This window comes from Rhizobium freirei PRF 81, assembly GCF_000359745.1.
GTDB classification, from domain to species: domain Bacteria; phylum Pseudomonadota; class Alphaproteobacteria; order Rhizobiales; family Rhizobiaceae; genus Rhizobium; species Rhizobium freirei.
Window position 1 is genome coordinate 320,156 of the sequence record NZ_AQHN01000084.1, and the last position, 15,432, is coordinate 335,587.

The 15,432-nt window shown below is 59.9% G+C and carries 12 protein-coding genes; 9 read left to right on the top strand and 3 right to left on the bottom strand.

What is annotated here, in order from left to right; all coding sequences use genetic code 11:
• Positions 1–17 precede the first annotated feature (17 nt).
• Both RHSP_RS24890 and RHSP_RS24895 read left to right on the top strand, forming a co-directional pair.
• Positions 18–1,064 (top strand): NAD(P)-dependent alcohol dehydrogenase, encoded by a 1,047-nt coding sequence (locus RHSP_RS24890; RefSeq protein WP_037154311.1) that lies wholly within the window; start codon positions 18–20, stop codon positions 1,062–1,064.
• A gap of 271 nt (positions 1,065–1,335) precedes the next feature.
• Complete coding sequence (locus RHSP_RS24895) at positions 1,336–3,078, top strand: cation:proton antiporter domain-containing protein (protein ID WP_004124959.1); 1,743 nt, start codon at positions 1,336–1,338, stop codon at positions 3,076–3,078.
• Between the two features lie 18 nt (positions 3,079–3,096).
• Here RHSP_RS24895 and RHSP_RS24900 read toward each other — a convergent pair whose 3' ends face one another.
• On the bottom strand, positions 3,097–4,008 hold the full coding sequence (locus RHSP_RS24900) for an acetamidase/formamidase family protein (RefSeq protein ID WP_004124963.1): 912 nt from the start codon (positions 4,006–4,008) through the stop codon (positions 3,097–3,099).
• A 405-nt stretch (positions 4,009–4,413) separates the two neighbouring features.
• Between RHSP_RS24900 and RHSP_RS24905 the strand changes: the two genes are divergently transcribed.
• Positions 4,414–5,412, top strand: a complete 999-nt coding sequence (locus RHSP_RS24905; RefSeq protein WP_051074148.1) for an alpha/beta hydrolase — start codon at positions 4,414–4,416, stop codon at positions 5,410–5,412.
• Between the two features lie 353 nt (positions 5,413–5,765).
• A complete protein-coding gene (locus RHSP_RS24910) occupies positions 5,766–6,599 on the top strand; it encodes an alpha/beta fold hydrolase (protein ID WP_157385426.1) in 834 nt (277 codons plus the stop codon).
• A 77-nt stretch (positions 6,600–6,676) separates the two neighbouring features.
• On the opposite strand, the gene RHSP_RS35215 is transcribed toward RHSP_RS24910, so the two are convergent.
• On the bottom strand, positions 6,677–6,850 hold the full coding sequence (locus RHSP_RS35215; protein ID WP_086005378.1) for a hypothetical protein: 174 nt from the start codon (positions 6,848–6,850) through the stop codon (positions 6,677–6,679).
• Positions 6,851–8,382: 1,532 nt separating this feature from the next.
• Between RHSP_RS35215 and htpG the strand changes: the two genes are divergently transcribed.
• Complete coding sequence (gene htpG, locus RHSP_RS24925; RefSeq protein WP_037154321.1) at positions 8,383–10,272, top strand: molecular chaperone HtpG; 1,890 nt, start codon at positions 8,383–8,385, stop codon at positions 10,270–10,272.
• Here htpG and RHSP_RS34860 read toward each other — a convergent pair whose 3' ends face one another.
• Positions 10,273–10,464 carry a hypothetical protein gene (locus tag RHSP_RS34860; protein ID WP_157385427.1) on the bottom strand — a complete coding sequence of 64 codons (192 nt, stop codon included), beginning with the start codon at positions 10,462–10,464 and terminating at the stop codon, positions 10,273–10,275. It lies immediately after the preceding gene.
• 84 nt (positions 10,465–10,548) lie between these two features.
• On the opposite strand from RHSP_RS34860, the gene RHSP_RS24930 reads away from it, so the two are divergent.
• The 4 genes from RHSP_RS24930 (at position 10,549) to RHSP_RS24945 (ending at position 15,429) form a co-directional block, all read left to right on the top strand.
• The gene (locus RHSP_RS24930) at positions 10,549–11,322 is read left to right on the top strand and encodes a siderophore-interacting protein (protein WP_004124975.1); all 774 of its coding nucleotides are present in this window, start codon (positions 10,549–10,551) and stop codon (positions 11,320–11,322) included.
• Positions 11,323–11,654: 332 nt separating this feature from the next.
• Positions 11,655–13,391, top strand: a complete 1,737-nt coding sequence (locus RHSP_RS24935; protein WP_004124976.1) for a type I secretion system permease/ATPase — start codon at positions 11,655–11,657, stop codon at positions 13,389–13,391.
• Complete coding sequence (locus RHSP_RS24940) at positions 13,388–14,698, top strand: HlyD family type I secretion periplasmic adaptor subunit (RefSeq protein ID WP_004124996.1); 1,311 nt, start codon at positions 13,388–13,390, stop codon at positions 14,696–14,698. Before RHSP_RS24935 ends, RHSP_RS24940 begins: the two co-directional genes overlap by 4 nt.
• An 80-nt stretch (positions 14,699–14,778) precedes the next feature.
• The gene (locus tag RHSP_RS24945) at positions 14,779–15,429 is read left to right on the top strand and encodes a glutathione S-transferase family protein (RefSeq protein WP_004124999.1); all 651 of its coding nucleotides are present in this window, start codon (positions 14,779–14,781) and stop codon (positions 15,427–15,429) included.
• Positions 15,430–15,432 lie beyond the last annotated feature (3 nt).

The window sequence follows — 15,432 nt, forward strand, 5'->3', positions numbered from 1 at the left end:
GAAAGAGGAAAAATGTGATGAGCAAGGTGCGTGCCCTGGTGTTGGAACGTCAGCATGAGCTGGCGATCCGCGATATCGAACTGCCGCAGGAGGTCGGGCGGGGAGAGGTCAAGATCAAGATCCATACCGTCGGTGTCTGCGGGTCTGACGTTCACTATTACACGCATGGCAAGATCGGCCCGTTCATCGTCAACGAGCCGATGGTGCTCGGCCACGAAGCGGCTGGCACTGTGGTCGAAGTCGGCGCCGGAGTGACGCATCTGAAGGTCGGTGATCGCGTTTGCATGGAGCCGGGCATTCCGGATGCCAATTCCAAGGCAAGCCGCCTCGGCATGTACAATGTCGATCCCGCCGTCACCTTCTGGGCGACGCCGCCGATCCATGGCGTGTTGACGCCCTTTGTCGTTCATCCGGCCAATTATACCTTCAAGCTGCCCGACAATGTCAGCTTTGCAGAGGGCGCGATGGTCGAGCCTTTCGCTGTCGGCATGCAGGCGGCGACCAAGGCGCGCATTACGCCCGGCGACACGGCCGTGGTGCTTGGCGCCGGTCCGATCGGCATCATGGTGGCGGTTGCGGCACTTGCCGGCGGTTGCGCGCGGGCGATCGTTGCCGATCTCGCGCAGCCGAAGCTCGATATCGCTACCCAGTATCAGGGCGTCATCCCCGTCAATATCCGCGAAAAGAACCTGATCGAGGAGGTCAACCGCCTGACGGACGGCTGGGGTGCCGATGTCATCTTCGAATGCTCGGGTTCGCCCAAGGCCTGGGAAACCGTGATGGAGCTGCCGCGTCCCGGCGGCGTCATCGTCGCCGTCGGCCTGCCGGTCAATCCGGTCGGCTTCGATGTTTCCACCGCTTCGACCAAGGAAATCCGTATCGAGACGGTCTTCCGCTATGCGCATCAGTATGAACGTTCCATCGCGCTGATCGCTTCCGGCCGCGTCGACTTGAAGCCGCTGATCTCGGAGACCTTCGCCTTCGAACAATCGATCGAGGCCTTCGACCGCGCTGTCGAGGCCCGGCCGACGGATGTCAAGTTGCAGATCGTTCTTGACCAATAAGCTTGAGCTGCCACATCGCCTTGTCTTCGGCCTGATAGCGGGCCGTCTATCGGCAAGGCGGTGTTTTCTCTCAGTTTCATATCACCGGTAGACGGCCCGGCAGAAGCGATGCTAGAGCACTTCCAGGAAAAGTGCGAAGCGGTTTTCCGTCTGGAATGCGAAAAAACAAGAACATAGAGCACTTTAGCGATTCGAAGAAAAGCGGAAGCGCTCTAGGTAGCCTGAAACAAAGAGGAACGGGCTTTAACGCCGTGAAACGGGAAGGACCGCCGTGCCGCACGACGTTGCATTGATCGCATTGATTGCCGCCGGCTTCGTATTCGCGGCCGTTTTCGGCTATATGGCCGACAGGCTGCGTCTGCCGCCGCTCGTCGGTTATCTGGTAGCTGGCGTCATCATCGGCTCGTCCACTCCGGGCTTTGTCGCCGATGTCTCGCTGGCCTCGCAACTGGCGGAGATCGGCGTCATTCTCCTGATGTTCGGTGTCGGCCTGCATTTCTCCGCCGCCGACCTTTTGGCTGTGCGCGGCGTCGCCATTCCCGGCGCCATCGGCCAGATCATGATCGCCACAGTCCTGGGGATTGGTTTGACCTCCCTCTGGGGATGGAGCATCGGCGCCGGCGTGGTCTTCGGCTTGAGCCTGGCGGTTGCCAGTACGGTCGTACTCTTGAAGGCGCTCGAGGAACGCAATCTGGTGAGCTCGACGAATGGCCGCGTGGCTGTCGGCTGGCTGATCGTCGAGGATCTGGCCATGGTGCTCGCCCTCGTCCTGCTGCCGGCCTTTGCCGGTGTCATGGGTGGCCATGTGACTGCTGGGGATCATACGGCTTCGGGTTCGATCTGGCTGACGATCGGCATGACGCTCGTCAAGGTGGCGGCCTTCGCTGCCGTCGCGATCTTCCTCGGCCCGCGCATCGTGCCCTGGCTTCTGACGTCGGTGGCACGCACCGGCTCGCGCGAACTGTTCACGCTGTCGGTTCTGGCGATCGCGCTCGGCATTGCTTTTGGCGCTGCGGAGATATTCGGGGTTTCTTTCGCGCTCGGCGCGTTCTTTGCCGGCCTCGTGATGAGTGAATCGCATCTCAGCCACAGGGCGGCTGCCGACTCCCTGCCATTGCAGAACGCCTTCTCGGTGCTGTTCTTCGTTTCGGTCGGCATGCTTTTCGATCCGATGGTCCTGATCCGCGAACCGCTGATGATCATCGGCGTGCTGGCGCTGATCATGCTGGGCAAGTCCCTGATCGCTTTCGGCGTCGTGCTGTTGCTGCGCTATCCCGCCAGCATGGGCTTTGCAGTGGCGGCCGGTCTGGCGCAGATCGGGGAATTCTCCTTCATCCTGGCCGGGCTCGGCGTTTCGCTGGGCCTGTTGTCCCGTGAAGGACAGGATCTCATTCTCGCAGGCGCGATCCTGTCGATTACGCTCAATCCGCTCGCCTTCTTCGCCATCGAAAAGCTGGAGAAATGGACGTTTTCCCGCTGGCCGTCGCTGGCGAACAAATACGGCATGGCAAAGCAGGATGGGCTTCGCCGCGAACTGGCCGTCATCAACAAGCAGCGCGAGGAGCGCGATCGCCAGCATCATCTCGAGATCGAGCAGCTGATCGAAACATTCCCGATGTTTGCCGAGCTGGACGACAATGCGCATGAGGAGCTTCTTCTGCTCTTCCGGCCGAGATCGGCCTCGCCGGGCGACCGTGTCATCCGCACGGGCGATCGTGGCGACAGCATGTTCTTCATTGCCTCCGGTGCAGTGGAGGTGCAGCTGGAAGACGACGAAATTCCGCTCGGCGCCGGGTCCTTCTTCGGCGAAATGGCGCTGCTGACCGGCGCGCGCCGCACCGCCGATGTCGTTGCCGTGGATTTCTGTCAGCTTTTTGTGCTGGAGCGCCGCGATTTCAATCTGTTCATGTCGCGGCATCCACAGCTGCGCGCTGCCGTCAGCCACATGGCGCGGGAGCGGCAGGAGAGCAACGTGTCGCGCCAGCGGCGCGACCAGTCGCTGGATGCCGGCTGACGCCTTACGCCTTACGCTTTACCGGCGCTTCAGCCAGGATTTCGAAACGCGGCAGGCCATGGTGTAGGCCGGGTCGAAAACATTGCCGACATCGTAACGCACGACCTGACCGAGAAGATGGCTGGCGGCCGTCTTGTCCAGCCCGTAGTCGGAGCCGAGCCAGCGCAGCATTTCGCTGGTGGCATGTTGCAGGGCCTGATCGAGCGGGCGGGCATTGCCGATGGTGAAAATATCGTCCGCCGTTTCGCCGCGCGGCCAGATGATCGTCTTTTTCTTTTCCACGCTGAGCCGCACCGTCACCTCGAAGGTCGTTTCGATCCCCGTGCCGACGATCTCGCCGTCTCCCTGGACGGCGTGACAATCGCCGAGGAAGAAAAGCGCGCCGGGAGCCGATACCGGGAACCAGATGGTCGTGCCCGGCCCAAGCAGCCGATAGTCCATATTGCCGCCGAATTCGCCGCTGGTGGCGGTCGAGATGGCCTGCCCGAGCGCGGGCGCGACCCCGAAGCAGCCGATCATCGGCGAGAGCGGCAACGTGAAGGCCTCAAGGCCGGCGACTGGTTCGGCGAGCCTCGTCGTCCGGGCTTCGCGATCGATCTGCCAGATGACTTTCTCGCTTGCGGGCAGCGCGCGGACATCCTGGGGATCGACGACATTGCTGGCGACGACGCTGCGGGTGAAGCCCTTATCGCGCGTCGGCACCATGCTCAGGATTTCGACCTTGAGGGAATCGCCCGGCTCCGCACCCTCGACGAAGATCGGGCCGTTCATCGGATTGGGGCCCGAGATGCGGTGAACGCCATGCTTGTCGTAACCGGCGGCATCCAGCGTTTCGGTAATCACGGTATCGCCATCGGCGACATGCAGGGCCGGCGGCAGCGAGCCGATGACATTGTGATAGAGAGCGGGGGTGAAACGGTGCGTCGCCATGATACGGAGCCTTGTTAGCAATTTCGTTCGGCAAGACCCTATGACAGCTTTATCGTGTCGGGAAAGACCGTGTTCTCACCTATTTACAGAACCCTAAATCGAAGTCTGGAGAGCGATGGCAAGCTCTGATCCGGATGCAAGCCCGGTCTGGAATCGAATGTAGGATACACGGCTTGTGGCCGCTACGTTAGAGCATCCTCGGCGGTCTCTCCTATGGCGGCAGATTGCCGGCGCAATGGGCAGTCAGGCAGATCGAATTCAAGCTCATATCGCCTGCGATACTTGACACAAATCGCATTTCTGCGACCGTGGCATCACGATATCGTGTGCAGCCTTGCGGGAAAAAAGGCTATTTGTATGAATGAGTTCCGGTCATTTCGTTTCATCCTTCGTTTTGCCGTGGCGATGAGTGTCCTGATCGCCGCAGGCCTGTCGACAAAGCTGATGACATCGGACGCCTGGGCCTCCGATGTCGAGCAGCAGACAAAGGCATCGAGCGAGCAGGTCGAGAAGCTGATCGGAGCCATTCGTCAGAATGGCGCCATGTCCGACAAGGATCTCGTGCAACGGCGCACAGACTTCGAAAAGCTGATGGCATCGACGCCGGATCCGACACGCGTGCAGATTCGTCATGTCGATGCCAACGGGGTCGATGCCAATCTGATATGGCCGGCCCGGCTGCATCATCCGATCGGCCGGCGGGCAATTCTCTATCTGCATGGCGGTGGCTTCTATAGCGGCTCGCTGAGAACGCACCGCAACATTGCCGCTCTATTTGCCAAGGCAGCATCGGCCGATGTGCTGCTGATCGACTATCGTCTTGCGCCCGACTATGGCTTTCCGGCACAGATCAACGATGCCATGGCCGCTTATCGCTGGCTTCTGTCTTCCGGATACAAGCCGGGAAACATCGTAATTGCCGGCGACTCGGTCGGGGCGACTCTTGCCATGGAAGTCGTCCTGAACCAGATCCGCTTCAGCGGAGCGCTTCCCGCTGCCGTCATCGCCATGAGCCCGGTGACCGATTTTGCCGGAACCGGAGCATCGCTGGCCGCCAACGCTGCCCAGGATCCGTTCATGAGCAAAGCCGAGCTCGCAGTCATCCACGATGCTTTTGCGCGCGACCACTCGACCACCGATCCCGATCTGTCGCCGCTCTATGCCAGTTTCGCCCGCTTTCCGCCGCTGCTGATTCAGGTTGGATCGCGCGAGGCGCTGCTCGATGACAGCAAGCGGCTGGCGGACAAGGTGCAGCAGGCAGGTGGGAATGTGAGCCTGGAAGTCTGGCCCGGCATGATCCACCAATGGCAGATTTTTCCCTTCTGGCTCGACGATGCCAGGAAGGCGGGAGGCAAAGCCGCCGAGTTCGCGAGCTCACATTTTGCCGACAAGCCTGGGCCATAGATCCGGGCGGCAAAAAGGCGGTCATCAAAATTAGGTAAGGGACGGAGCCGGCGGGGCGGATTATCCGCCGTTTTGCTGTGGCATCATTCCGATTTTGAGAAATTATTTATCGTGATAAATTATAGTGAGATAAATTTATGATGGACAGCGCGGCGCAACCGGTTTATGAGTTTCTGCAGCGCGATAATAAATCGCGTGATAAATTTATGGAGATTGAAATGAGCCAGTCGATCCATCAAGCTACGCGCCGGAGTGTCATGGCAGCTGGGCTAGGCCTCGCCGCCGCAGCCGCCACACCCTTCGCTCAACCTGCACAAGCCTCTAAAAAGCAATCTTCGAAAGGTAAGGACACCATGAGCAGCAGCACGATCACCACCCAGGACGGAACTCAGATCTTCTACAAGGATTGGGGAACGGGCCAGCCGATCGTCTTCCATCACGGATGGCCTTTGAGCTCCGATGACTGGGATGCCCAGATGCTGTTCTTCCTCAATCAGGGATATCGCGTCATCGCCCATGATCGCCGCGGCCACGGCCGCTCCAGCCAGACGGCAACCGGCAACGAGATGGATACCTATGCAGCCGACGTTGCGGCGCTTGCCGAGCATCTGGATCTCAAGGGCGCCATTCATGTCGGCCATTCGACCGGTGGCGGCGAAGTTGCCCGCTATGTGGCTCAGTATGGCGGTCATGGCCGCGTTTCGAAGGCAGTGCTGATCGGCGCCGTGCCGCCGATCATGGTCAAGTCCGAGAAGAACCCCGGCGGCCTGCCGCTGGAAGTCTTCGACGGCTTCCGCGCTGCACTTGTTGCCAACCGCGCTCAATTCTTCCGCGATATCCCCGCAGGCCCGTTCTACGGCTTCAACCGTCCGGGCGCTGCGGTCTCGCAGGGCGTGATCGATAATTGGTGGCGCCAGGGCATGATGGGCGGCGCCAAGGCGCATTACGACTGCATCAAGGCCTTCTCGGAGACGGATTTTACCGAAGACCTGAAGAAGATCGACGTGCCGACGCTCGTCATGCATGGCGATGACGATCAGATCGTGCCGATCGCAGACTCGGCAGAGCTTTCCATCAAACTCCTAAAGAATGGCACGCTGAAGGTCTACAAGGGCTTGCCGCACGGCATGGCGACGACGCATGCAGACGTCATCAATGCGGACCTGCTCGCCTTCTTCAAGGCCTGATGTCACCAAAGAGCAGTGCGCCCGCCGAAAGGCGGGCGCTTCTCAGCCTGCCGGGTGCTGTCACCACCCAGGCCGCTTCAGCTATCGAGTTTCAACGAAAGCTGAACGGCGCGCGGCAGGGGCGGTAGCGGCCGGCTGATTTCGACACGGCGCGTCCAGTTGGCGCGCCGTTCCTGTTCGCGCTCCCGAAGGGCCTTCGAGACAGCGACAAAGGTCATGGCACGTTCGATGACTTGTTCGGCTTTCGTCATGGATGCCTCCATTTGTTCACTTTATGTTCTCATAGGAAGTCAGCAGAGTCAAGCCGGCAGGCCGCGGGCTCTCTCGCATGCGCTGCTATTGGCATTGGACAGCCTCGTTGGCGCTGATACGCGGTGTCTCGCGGGCCTTTCGAAGCGGGAAATGCTGGAGTTTCCTTACCGCTGGAACTATCCAGAACTGAAGATCACCTCTTTGATCTGACGGAACCCGAAGGGCCGATAAAGTGTCGGCGTACCGGTAGCCAGAATAACCAGTTCGGGAAACTGACCTGAGTTACGTTAGCAAGGCTTGCAGAGTTACTGCCACAAAAAACACGATGATAACGGCTGCGGCCATCAGGATGACTTGGCGATTGGCTCTCTGAAAGACTCGAGATTGCCGCCCCTTTTTCGTGCGGATGTGATGCCCTTGGATGGGGGCGATATTAGAACGAGCTGGCTCTTTTCTCCCGGACATAGCTGCCTCCCAGCACAAGATGCCGCTTTGAATATAGCAGGCGACGTCACATTTTTCATCGCTTGAATCAGCATTTTAGGCTGGGCTTCCATATCATCATTTGATCATGAATCGTACAGCGTGCGTCCTCGGCGAGTACCGCCAATGCTCTAGCCTGAACAGCGTGTTCTGAGCTTCGAAGCGCCGCATCGCGCCTCTTAACTTCAGAATCTTGACATCATCGAGCTGTTGAACAGCAAAAATTGACAATTTCGTCGGCGCCAAGTTGTTATTCCCGGCATGGTAAGCTGAACAAATCACGTTCTCGATGGAGGGAGTTTCCCTAAGCTCGGGGTTCCCGGGATACGAGGGCCAAGTGCTCAGACGTATGTGGCGAGCTTTACTTGGACGTGTCAGCGAATTGGCACGGCCTGCATCATCAATTGAACCCGCCGGATTATGGTTCGCGCAGACGGGTTTGCGGCAATCGCAGTCCGTTCCTGCCGGACAGGAGCGCCTTCGGTTGACTGTCGAAAGGCGATAATGTTGCCTCCCGGAATTGCAGGCAACAAAAAAGGCCGGAGCGAAACGCGCCGACCTTCCTGATTGTCGCTCCCACACCAATGCCAGTACATCCGTGGTCAGAAGAGCAAAGCGACCGAAACATTGCGAGCATCCAGTTTTGTTGGCGCTCACCAGCAACGTTACCGCAGCATATATAGTTCACTATCACGGCCAATGCAAGTGATGCGAGGTTTATACTGTTCGACTGCCGCCGCTATCCAATGACCGAAAGCCCGAGATGACGTACAATCGGCATCTGCTGGCGAGGCGGTTTCGTCAGTGGCTGGAATGAACCTGCATAGGGCTGCGAATCTCATGACGGTCGTTGAGATACCATGCCGCACTGATGCCAATCCTGCATGATAGGCTCAAATGGAGGAACCGCTGGGAGAGTGATTTTGCCTACGAAGCAAAGCCTACCCGCCAGTTTTGAGCTTGGCGTGACAACGCCCGCTTGAAATTTCTCTCGTCATCCGCCACCTGTTCGGCGCGACTTTCAACATTCCCAGGAGACTAGACGCATATGACGACCACCACCGCAGAAATGACCGCCGAGAGCCACGTCTTCGAGGCCGACGTTGCCCGCCTTCTGCATATGATGGTTCACTCGGTTTATTCGGATAAGGATGTGTTCCTGCGCGAGCTGATCTCGAATGCGGCCGATGCCTGCGAGAAGCTGCGCTACGAGGCGATTGCCCATCCCGGCCTGCTGGCCAACGATCCCGACAGCCGCATTCTGCTGACGCTCGACGCCGATGGCGGCAAGCTCGTCGTCGAAGATAACGGCATCGGCATGAGCCGTGACGAGATGATCGAGGCCCTCGGCACGATTGCCCGCTCCGGTACGCGCGCCTTCATGGAGCGCATCGAGGCCAACAAGCAGGGCGAGGGCGCCCAGCTCATCGGCCAGTTCGGCGTCGGCTTCTATTCCTGTTTCATGGTCGCCGATCGCGTCGATGTCATCTCCCGCCGCGCCGGTGCGGAAGACGCATGGCTCTGGTCTTCCGATGGCAAGGGCGGCTATAGCGTCTCCCCCGTCGATGTGAGCGAGGCTCCGGCCCGCGGCACCCGCATCACGCTGCACCTGATGGAAGATGCCAAGAGCTATGCCTCGCGCTGGACCGTCGAGCGCATCGTCAAGGAACAGTCCGGTCATGTGCCGGTGCCGATCAAGATCGCCGAGAAGCCCGGCGAGGAAGCCACGCAGCTCACCGACGGCACCGCGCTCTGGACCAAGTCGAAGAACGATATCACGGCCGAGGAATATACCGATTTCTATCGCGGCGTTTCGGGCCAGTATGACGAGCCGGCGCTGACGGTGCATTTCCGCGCGGAGGGGCGCCATGAATATTCGGCACTCGCCTTCGTGCCCGGCTCGCAGCCCTTCGATCTCTTTGACCCGGATCGCAAGGGCCGCATGAAGCTCTATGTAAAGCGCGTCTTCATCACCGACGAGGCGGATCTGCTGCCGCGCTATCTGCGTTTTGTGCGCGGTCTTGTCGATACGGCAGACCTGCCGCTCAACGTTTCGCGCGAGATGATCCAGGAAAGCCCGATCCTGTCGGCGATCCGCAAGGGGGTCACCAATCGCATCATCACCGCGATCGAGAAGCAGGCCGAGAGCGACCACGATGCTTTCCTGAAGATCTGGGAAAACTTCGGTAGCCTGATCAAGGAAGGGATCTACGAGGATTTCGAGCGCCGCGCACAATTGCTGGCGCTGTCGCGCTTCCGCACGACGGCCTCTGCGGACGGCTACCGATCGCTTGCCGATTACGTCAAGGATGTGAAAGAAGGCCAGCAGGCGATCTACTATCTGGTCGGCGGCAGCCTGGAACAGCTGAAGGCTTCGCCGCAGCTCGAAGGCTTCCGCGCCCGCGGCATCGAGGTTCTGTTGCTGACTGATTCCGTCGACAGCTTCTGGGTGACCAATGCTCCGGAATTCGAGGGCAAGAGCTTCAAGTCGATCACTCAAGGGTCGGCTGATCTCGCGCAGTTCAAGAAGCAGGATGAAGACAAGCCGGAAAGCTCGACGGCTCCGGCTGAGGTACAGGCCTTCATCGATTTTGCCAAGGAAAAGCTTGCCGACGAGGTCTCCGACGTCCGCGCGTCTGATCGCCTGATCGAAAGCGCCGTCTGCCTGGTCGCTTCCGAGCGGGGCTACGATCGGCAGCTCGAAAAGATCCTGCAAGGGGCTGGGCGCCTGCAGTCCGGCGCCAAGCCGATCTTGGAAATCAACATGGAGCACCCGGTCGTCAAGGCGATTGCGGCCAAGATCGATGCGCCCTCGCTGCGCGACGATGCGGCGTTCCTGCTGCTCGACCAGGCGCGTGTGCTCGACGGCGACAAGCCGGCTGATCCGCGTGCCTTTGCCGAGCGGCTGGCGCGGATCATGGAAAAGGCGCTCCAGTAATCAGGGTTGCCGGCGCACTTGAAAGGGTGCGCCGGTCTCCTCGGCAAAGGATCGCAGCATGGCTTCGTCACTTGTGATCAAAATCTTGTCTAAAATAATCATCTTTTCGTTGCGAAATGAGCGCTCCTCTTCTATAGAGAAATGCGAATTGGCCGGGTGTTGCCCCGCCACGTAAGCGTTAACGTCACTCAACGCGTATGATCGAACGGCTCTGCGGCTTCGGTCTGCGCGACTGTGTCCTGCAGATCGAGACCAAAGAGCCTCGAAAGGATGCAGATGGATAACTCCCATATCTCAAATCTGAATGGCTCCGCTCCAAAGATCGAGCGCGTGCGCCATGAGCTGAAGCGGCGTTTGCTGACCGTCGCCAGCGTCGAAAACACCACGCCCGGCATGCTGCGCATAGAATTTGCAGGCGAAGATCTCGCGGATTTCGTCAGCTTGGCACCCGACGATCACATCAAGGTCTTCGTTCCGGGGCCGGGCGGGGAAATGGAACGGCGTGATTATACGCCTCGTCGTTACGATAATGATGCGCGCACGCTCGTCATCGATTTCGCCATTCATGAAGCTGGCCCCGTTACCCAATGGGCGCTTGCAGCCAACGTTGGCGACAGGCTGGAGATCGGCGGCCCCCGCGGTTCCGCAGTTATCTCCAACGACATCAAGAATTGGCTGCTCATCGGCGACGAGACGGCCTTGCCGGCAATCGGCCGCCGCATCGAGGAGGCCGGCGGCGACGCACATATCACGGCCATCGTCGCAGTTGCTGACGATGCCGAGCATCAGGTCCTTCGAAGTCAAGCGCGGGTGACGATGCATTGGGCGCATCGGCCCCTGTCGCAGGCAACCGATGCGTCGGCGCTGATGAGCATTCTCCGTTCGGTCGAGCTTGCGGCCGGCACCTTTGTCTGGATTGCCGCCGAAGCCTCGGTGACACGCGCGCTGCGAACCTATCTCGTCGAAGAGCGCGGCTATCCGCTGAGCTGGATCAAGGCATCCGGCTACTGGGTGAAAGGCAAGGCGGATACAACCGAGAAGTTCGAATAAGGCTGGATATGGCAGGCGCTTATGAAAAAAAACGCCTGCCTATCCCGATCTAAGTGTCGGCAGATCTTGCCGATGAATATTCCTGCTCCATCTGATGGCGCAATTGTCCCATGACCCGACGCCCAGATTGGCTTCACGGGGATTGGAATCAGGGAAGATTTCGGCCTCCTGAACTGCGTGGGATGGCCGAAGGTTAGGTGCAAAATGGAAACGGCGGCGACGTCGTCACCGATCCTTTTTGCAGGTTCCAAGCGCCGAATAGGAGGCGGCGCGGACGAACGTTGTGCAAACTCCTGTCGCTCGCGACGGCCAATATTGAGGATCGAAGCGAGGTGCTTGCCGTCCCGAAAGAACCGCCGCAGACCTTCGTCGCGCTGATGCTCTCATCATTGCGCAAGGCCTTCTTCAGCATCGCTCTTGCGAGCGCGGCCATCAACATGCTGGCGCTGACCGGCTCCTTCTTCATGCTGCAGGTCTATGACCGCGTCATTCCGAGCCGCAGCCTGCCGACGCTTTCCGGACTTGTCGTCATCGTTGCGACGCTGTTTCTTTTCCAGGGAGCGTTGGAGCTGCTGCGCTCCATGCTGCTTGCGCGGATCGGCATGTCGCTCGACGAGCGATTGAACGGAAGGATCTTCCGCTCGCTCCTGTTCCTGCCGACCCAAAAGCAGACCTCGGATGACGGATTGCAATCGATCCGTGATCTCGAGCAGATCCGTTCTTTCCTGTCGGGCAGCGGTTCCACCGCGTTTTTCGACCTGCCCTGGGTGCCATTCTACCTGATACTCTGCTTTCTGTTTCACGTCTGGATCGGCGTTACCGCCCTCTGCGGCGCCGTGCTGCTCGTCGGCATCACCCTGCTTGCCGAAACGCTGTCGCGGCGGCCGGCGCTTGAGGCGGCAAAATCTTCGGCCGCGCGTCTCGGCTTCGCGCAGGCCGCACGGCGAAACTGGGAAGCCGCAATCTCGATGGGATTTGCCGGCCGGCTGACCGAAAAATGGACTGCCATGAACGATGACTACCTGAGACATCAGTCTGCCGCGGGTGCCATCGTCGGCGCACTGACCATCGCGGCAAAGATGGCGCGCATGATGCTTCAATCCGCCGTGTTGGCGGTCGGTGCGATCCTCGTCATTCGTCAGGAAGCGACCGGTGGCATCATCATAGCAAGCTCGATCCTGGTAACGCGGGCGCTGGCGCCGGTGGAGCTTGCAATTGCTCAGTGGAAGGGTTTCGTTGCGGCCCGTCAGGGCTGGGCGCGGCTTGCAGCTCTCCTCGATGTCGCGCCGGCCGGGCAGCATGTTCTTACTCTGCCGGCACCCGTGAACGAACTCGGCGTCGAAAATATCAGCGTGATATCTCCCGGCGGCCGAGATTTCATCCTGCGCAATATCTCGTTCAAAATATCGGCGGGCACGGTGCTTGGCATCATCGGCCCGAGTGCATCGGGCAAATCGTCGCTTGCCCGGGCGCTGACGGGCCTTTGGCCGGTAACGATCGGCACGGTGCGGCTCGACAAGGCGGCCTTGTCCCAATGGGATGTGAACGAACTGGGCCGTCATATCGGCTATCTGCCGCAGGATGTCGGTCTCATCGAGGGCTCGATCGCGGACAATATTTCCCGCTTCGCCAAGGATGCGACGCCCGAGCCGGTCATAAGAGCGGCAAAGGCTGCCGGCGTCTATGACATGATTGTCAAGCTCCCCGATGGTTTCGATACGATGATCGGGGAGGCAGGATCACGGCTCTCAGCCGGCCAGAGGCAGCGCATCGCGCTGGCGCGCTCGCTTTATGGGGATCCGTTCCTGGTGGTGCTGGACGAGCCCAATTCGAACCTCGATGCGGACGGGGAGGCGTGCCTGACCGCGGCGCTTTCGGGCGTGCGGGAGCGCGGCGGTATCGCCATTGTCATTGCTCACAGGCCAAGCGCGCTTGCGGCTGCCGACACGGTAATGATCGTTGCCGGTGGTCAGGTGCAGGCATTCGGCCCGAAGAAGGATGTTCTCGGATTGCCGCCCAAGCCTGCCGGACCGGCAACTCTAGTGATCGCGGGCGGGGAAGCACGATGAGCGACAGGCCTTCATCATCGACCGAACGCGCCATTCGCCGCCTGTCGCTGTTTGTGGTGGTCGCGATACTGCTGCTATTCGGCGTCATGGGAGGGCTTGCGGCCGCCACCAAAATTTCCGGGGCGGTGATCGCCTCCGGCAGCCTGGTCGTCGACAGCTATGTGAAACCGGTGAAGCATCTGAAGGGCGGCATTGCCAGCACGATCTTCGTCAGGAACGGTGATCATGTCGATGCGGGCCAGGTGCTTGTGCGATTGGACGACACGCAGACCAGGGCAAATCTCGCCATCATCCGCAAGCGCCTCAACGAACTGTCCGCGCGCACGGCGCGCCTGGTGGCCGAGCGCGACGGCAAGGACGACATTGTCTTTCCGGCCGATCTGCTTTCTGCCGCCGGCACCGAGGATGTCAGGGCCATTCTGGCCGGCGAGCGGCAGCTTTTTCGAGACCGCTTGGCGTCACGCGACGGTCAGAAATCGCAGCTGCGCGAGCGAATTCAGCAGTTGAACCAGGAGATCGAAGGTCTCGTGGCGCAGGAGCAGGGCAAGCGAAGGGAGATTGCTTTGATCGCTAAGGAGCTTGGCAGTCTCGAAGGTCTGCTCAACCAAGGCATTATTTCGGCCACCAAGGTCTTTTCGCTCCAGCGTGAAAGCGCGTCGTTGAACGGCGATCTCGGCAATCTCGTCTCATCGATCGCCCGCACCCGCGGCAAGATCGCGGAAACCGAATTGCAGATCCTGCAGATCGATGCCGACCGCGGCTCGCAGGTCTCCGAGCAGCTGCGTCAGGCGGAGAGCGACATCGGGCAATTTTCGGAGCGTCTGGTCGCGGCCGAGGATGATCTCAAACGGATCGATCTTAGATCGCCGCAGGCCGGCATCGTGGATCAATTGGGCGTCCATGCTGAGGGCGCCGTGATCTCGCCGGCCGAGACGATCATGCAGATCGTTCCTGACCGGGATGCGCTGGTGGCCGAGCTGAAGCTCGCACCGCAGGATATCGATCAGGTCGCCGTCGGACAGCCGGTATCATTGCGGTTTCCCGCCTTCAATCAACGGATCACACCGGAGCTGAACGGGCATGTGGAGACCGTCTCTGCGGATTTGGTGACCGACCAGCGGTCGGGCCAGAGCCATTATGTCGTACGGGCAAGGGTGGCAAAGCAGGAATGGGTCCGCCTCGGGCAATTGACGCCCTTGCCAGGCATGCCTGTGGAGGCTTTCATGCAGACGGGGCGGAGAAGCGTCCTGGCCTATCTGACGAAACCGATGACCGATCAGATCAAGCGCGCATTCAAGGAGGACTAGGATCGGATCTCACTGATCGGACGATGTCGGATTCTCGTTTAGCCGATCGTCTTTAAGACGGACAAGCTATGGAGAGCATCATGACGATTACGATTACCGCGTTCGAACGTTCGCCCGATGGCGGCAGAGGTCTGGCCCGCGACATGCGCGTTCGCTGGGCGCTTGAAGAAGTCGGCCAGTCATACGAGGTCCGCCTTGTTTCATTCAAGGCGATGAAGGAACCCGCGCATCTCGCGCTTCAGCCTTTCGGGCAGATTCCGACCTATGAGGAAAACGATCTCGCCTTGTTTGAGTCGGGAGCGATTGTGTTCCACATCGCGGATTGCCACGAAGGCCTCTTCCCAAACGATGCGAATGCACGGGCGCGTGCGATCACATGGATGTTTGCGGCAGTCTCTACAATGGAGCCACCGATCAACGAGCGTGCAGTCGCTAGACTGCTGGAGCGCGGCGAGAGCTGGTGCGAGCAGCGCCTGCCTATCGTCGAGGAGCGCATTCGCAAACGGCTGAGCGAACTTTCCGGTCGCCTTGGCGATGCCGAATGGCTCGACGGCAATTTCAGCGCCGGTGACCTTTTGATGGTGTCGGTGCTGCTCAGGCTGAAAGGTTCGGAACTATTGAACGAGTATCCGAACCTCTCGGCCTATGTCGCCCGCGGCGAAGCACGGCCAGCATATAGGCGTGCTTTCGATGCTCAGTTAGCGGTTTTCGCGGCCTCATCAGCAAACTGACAA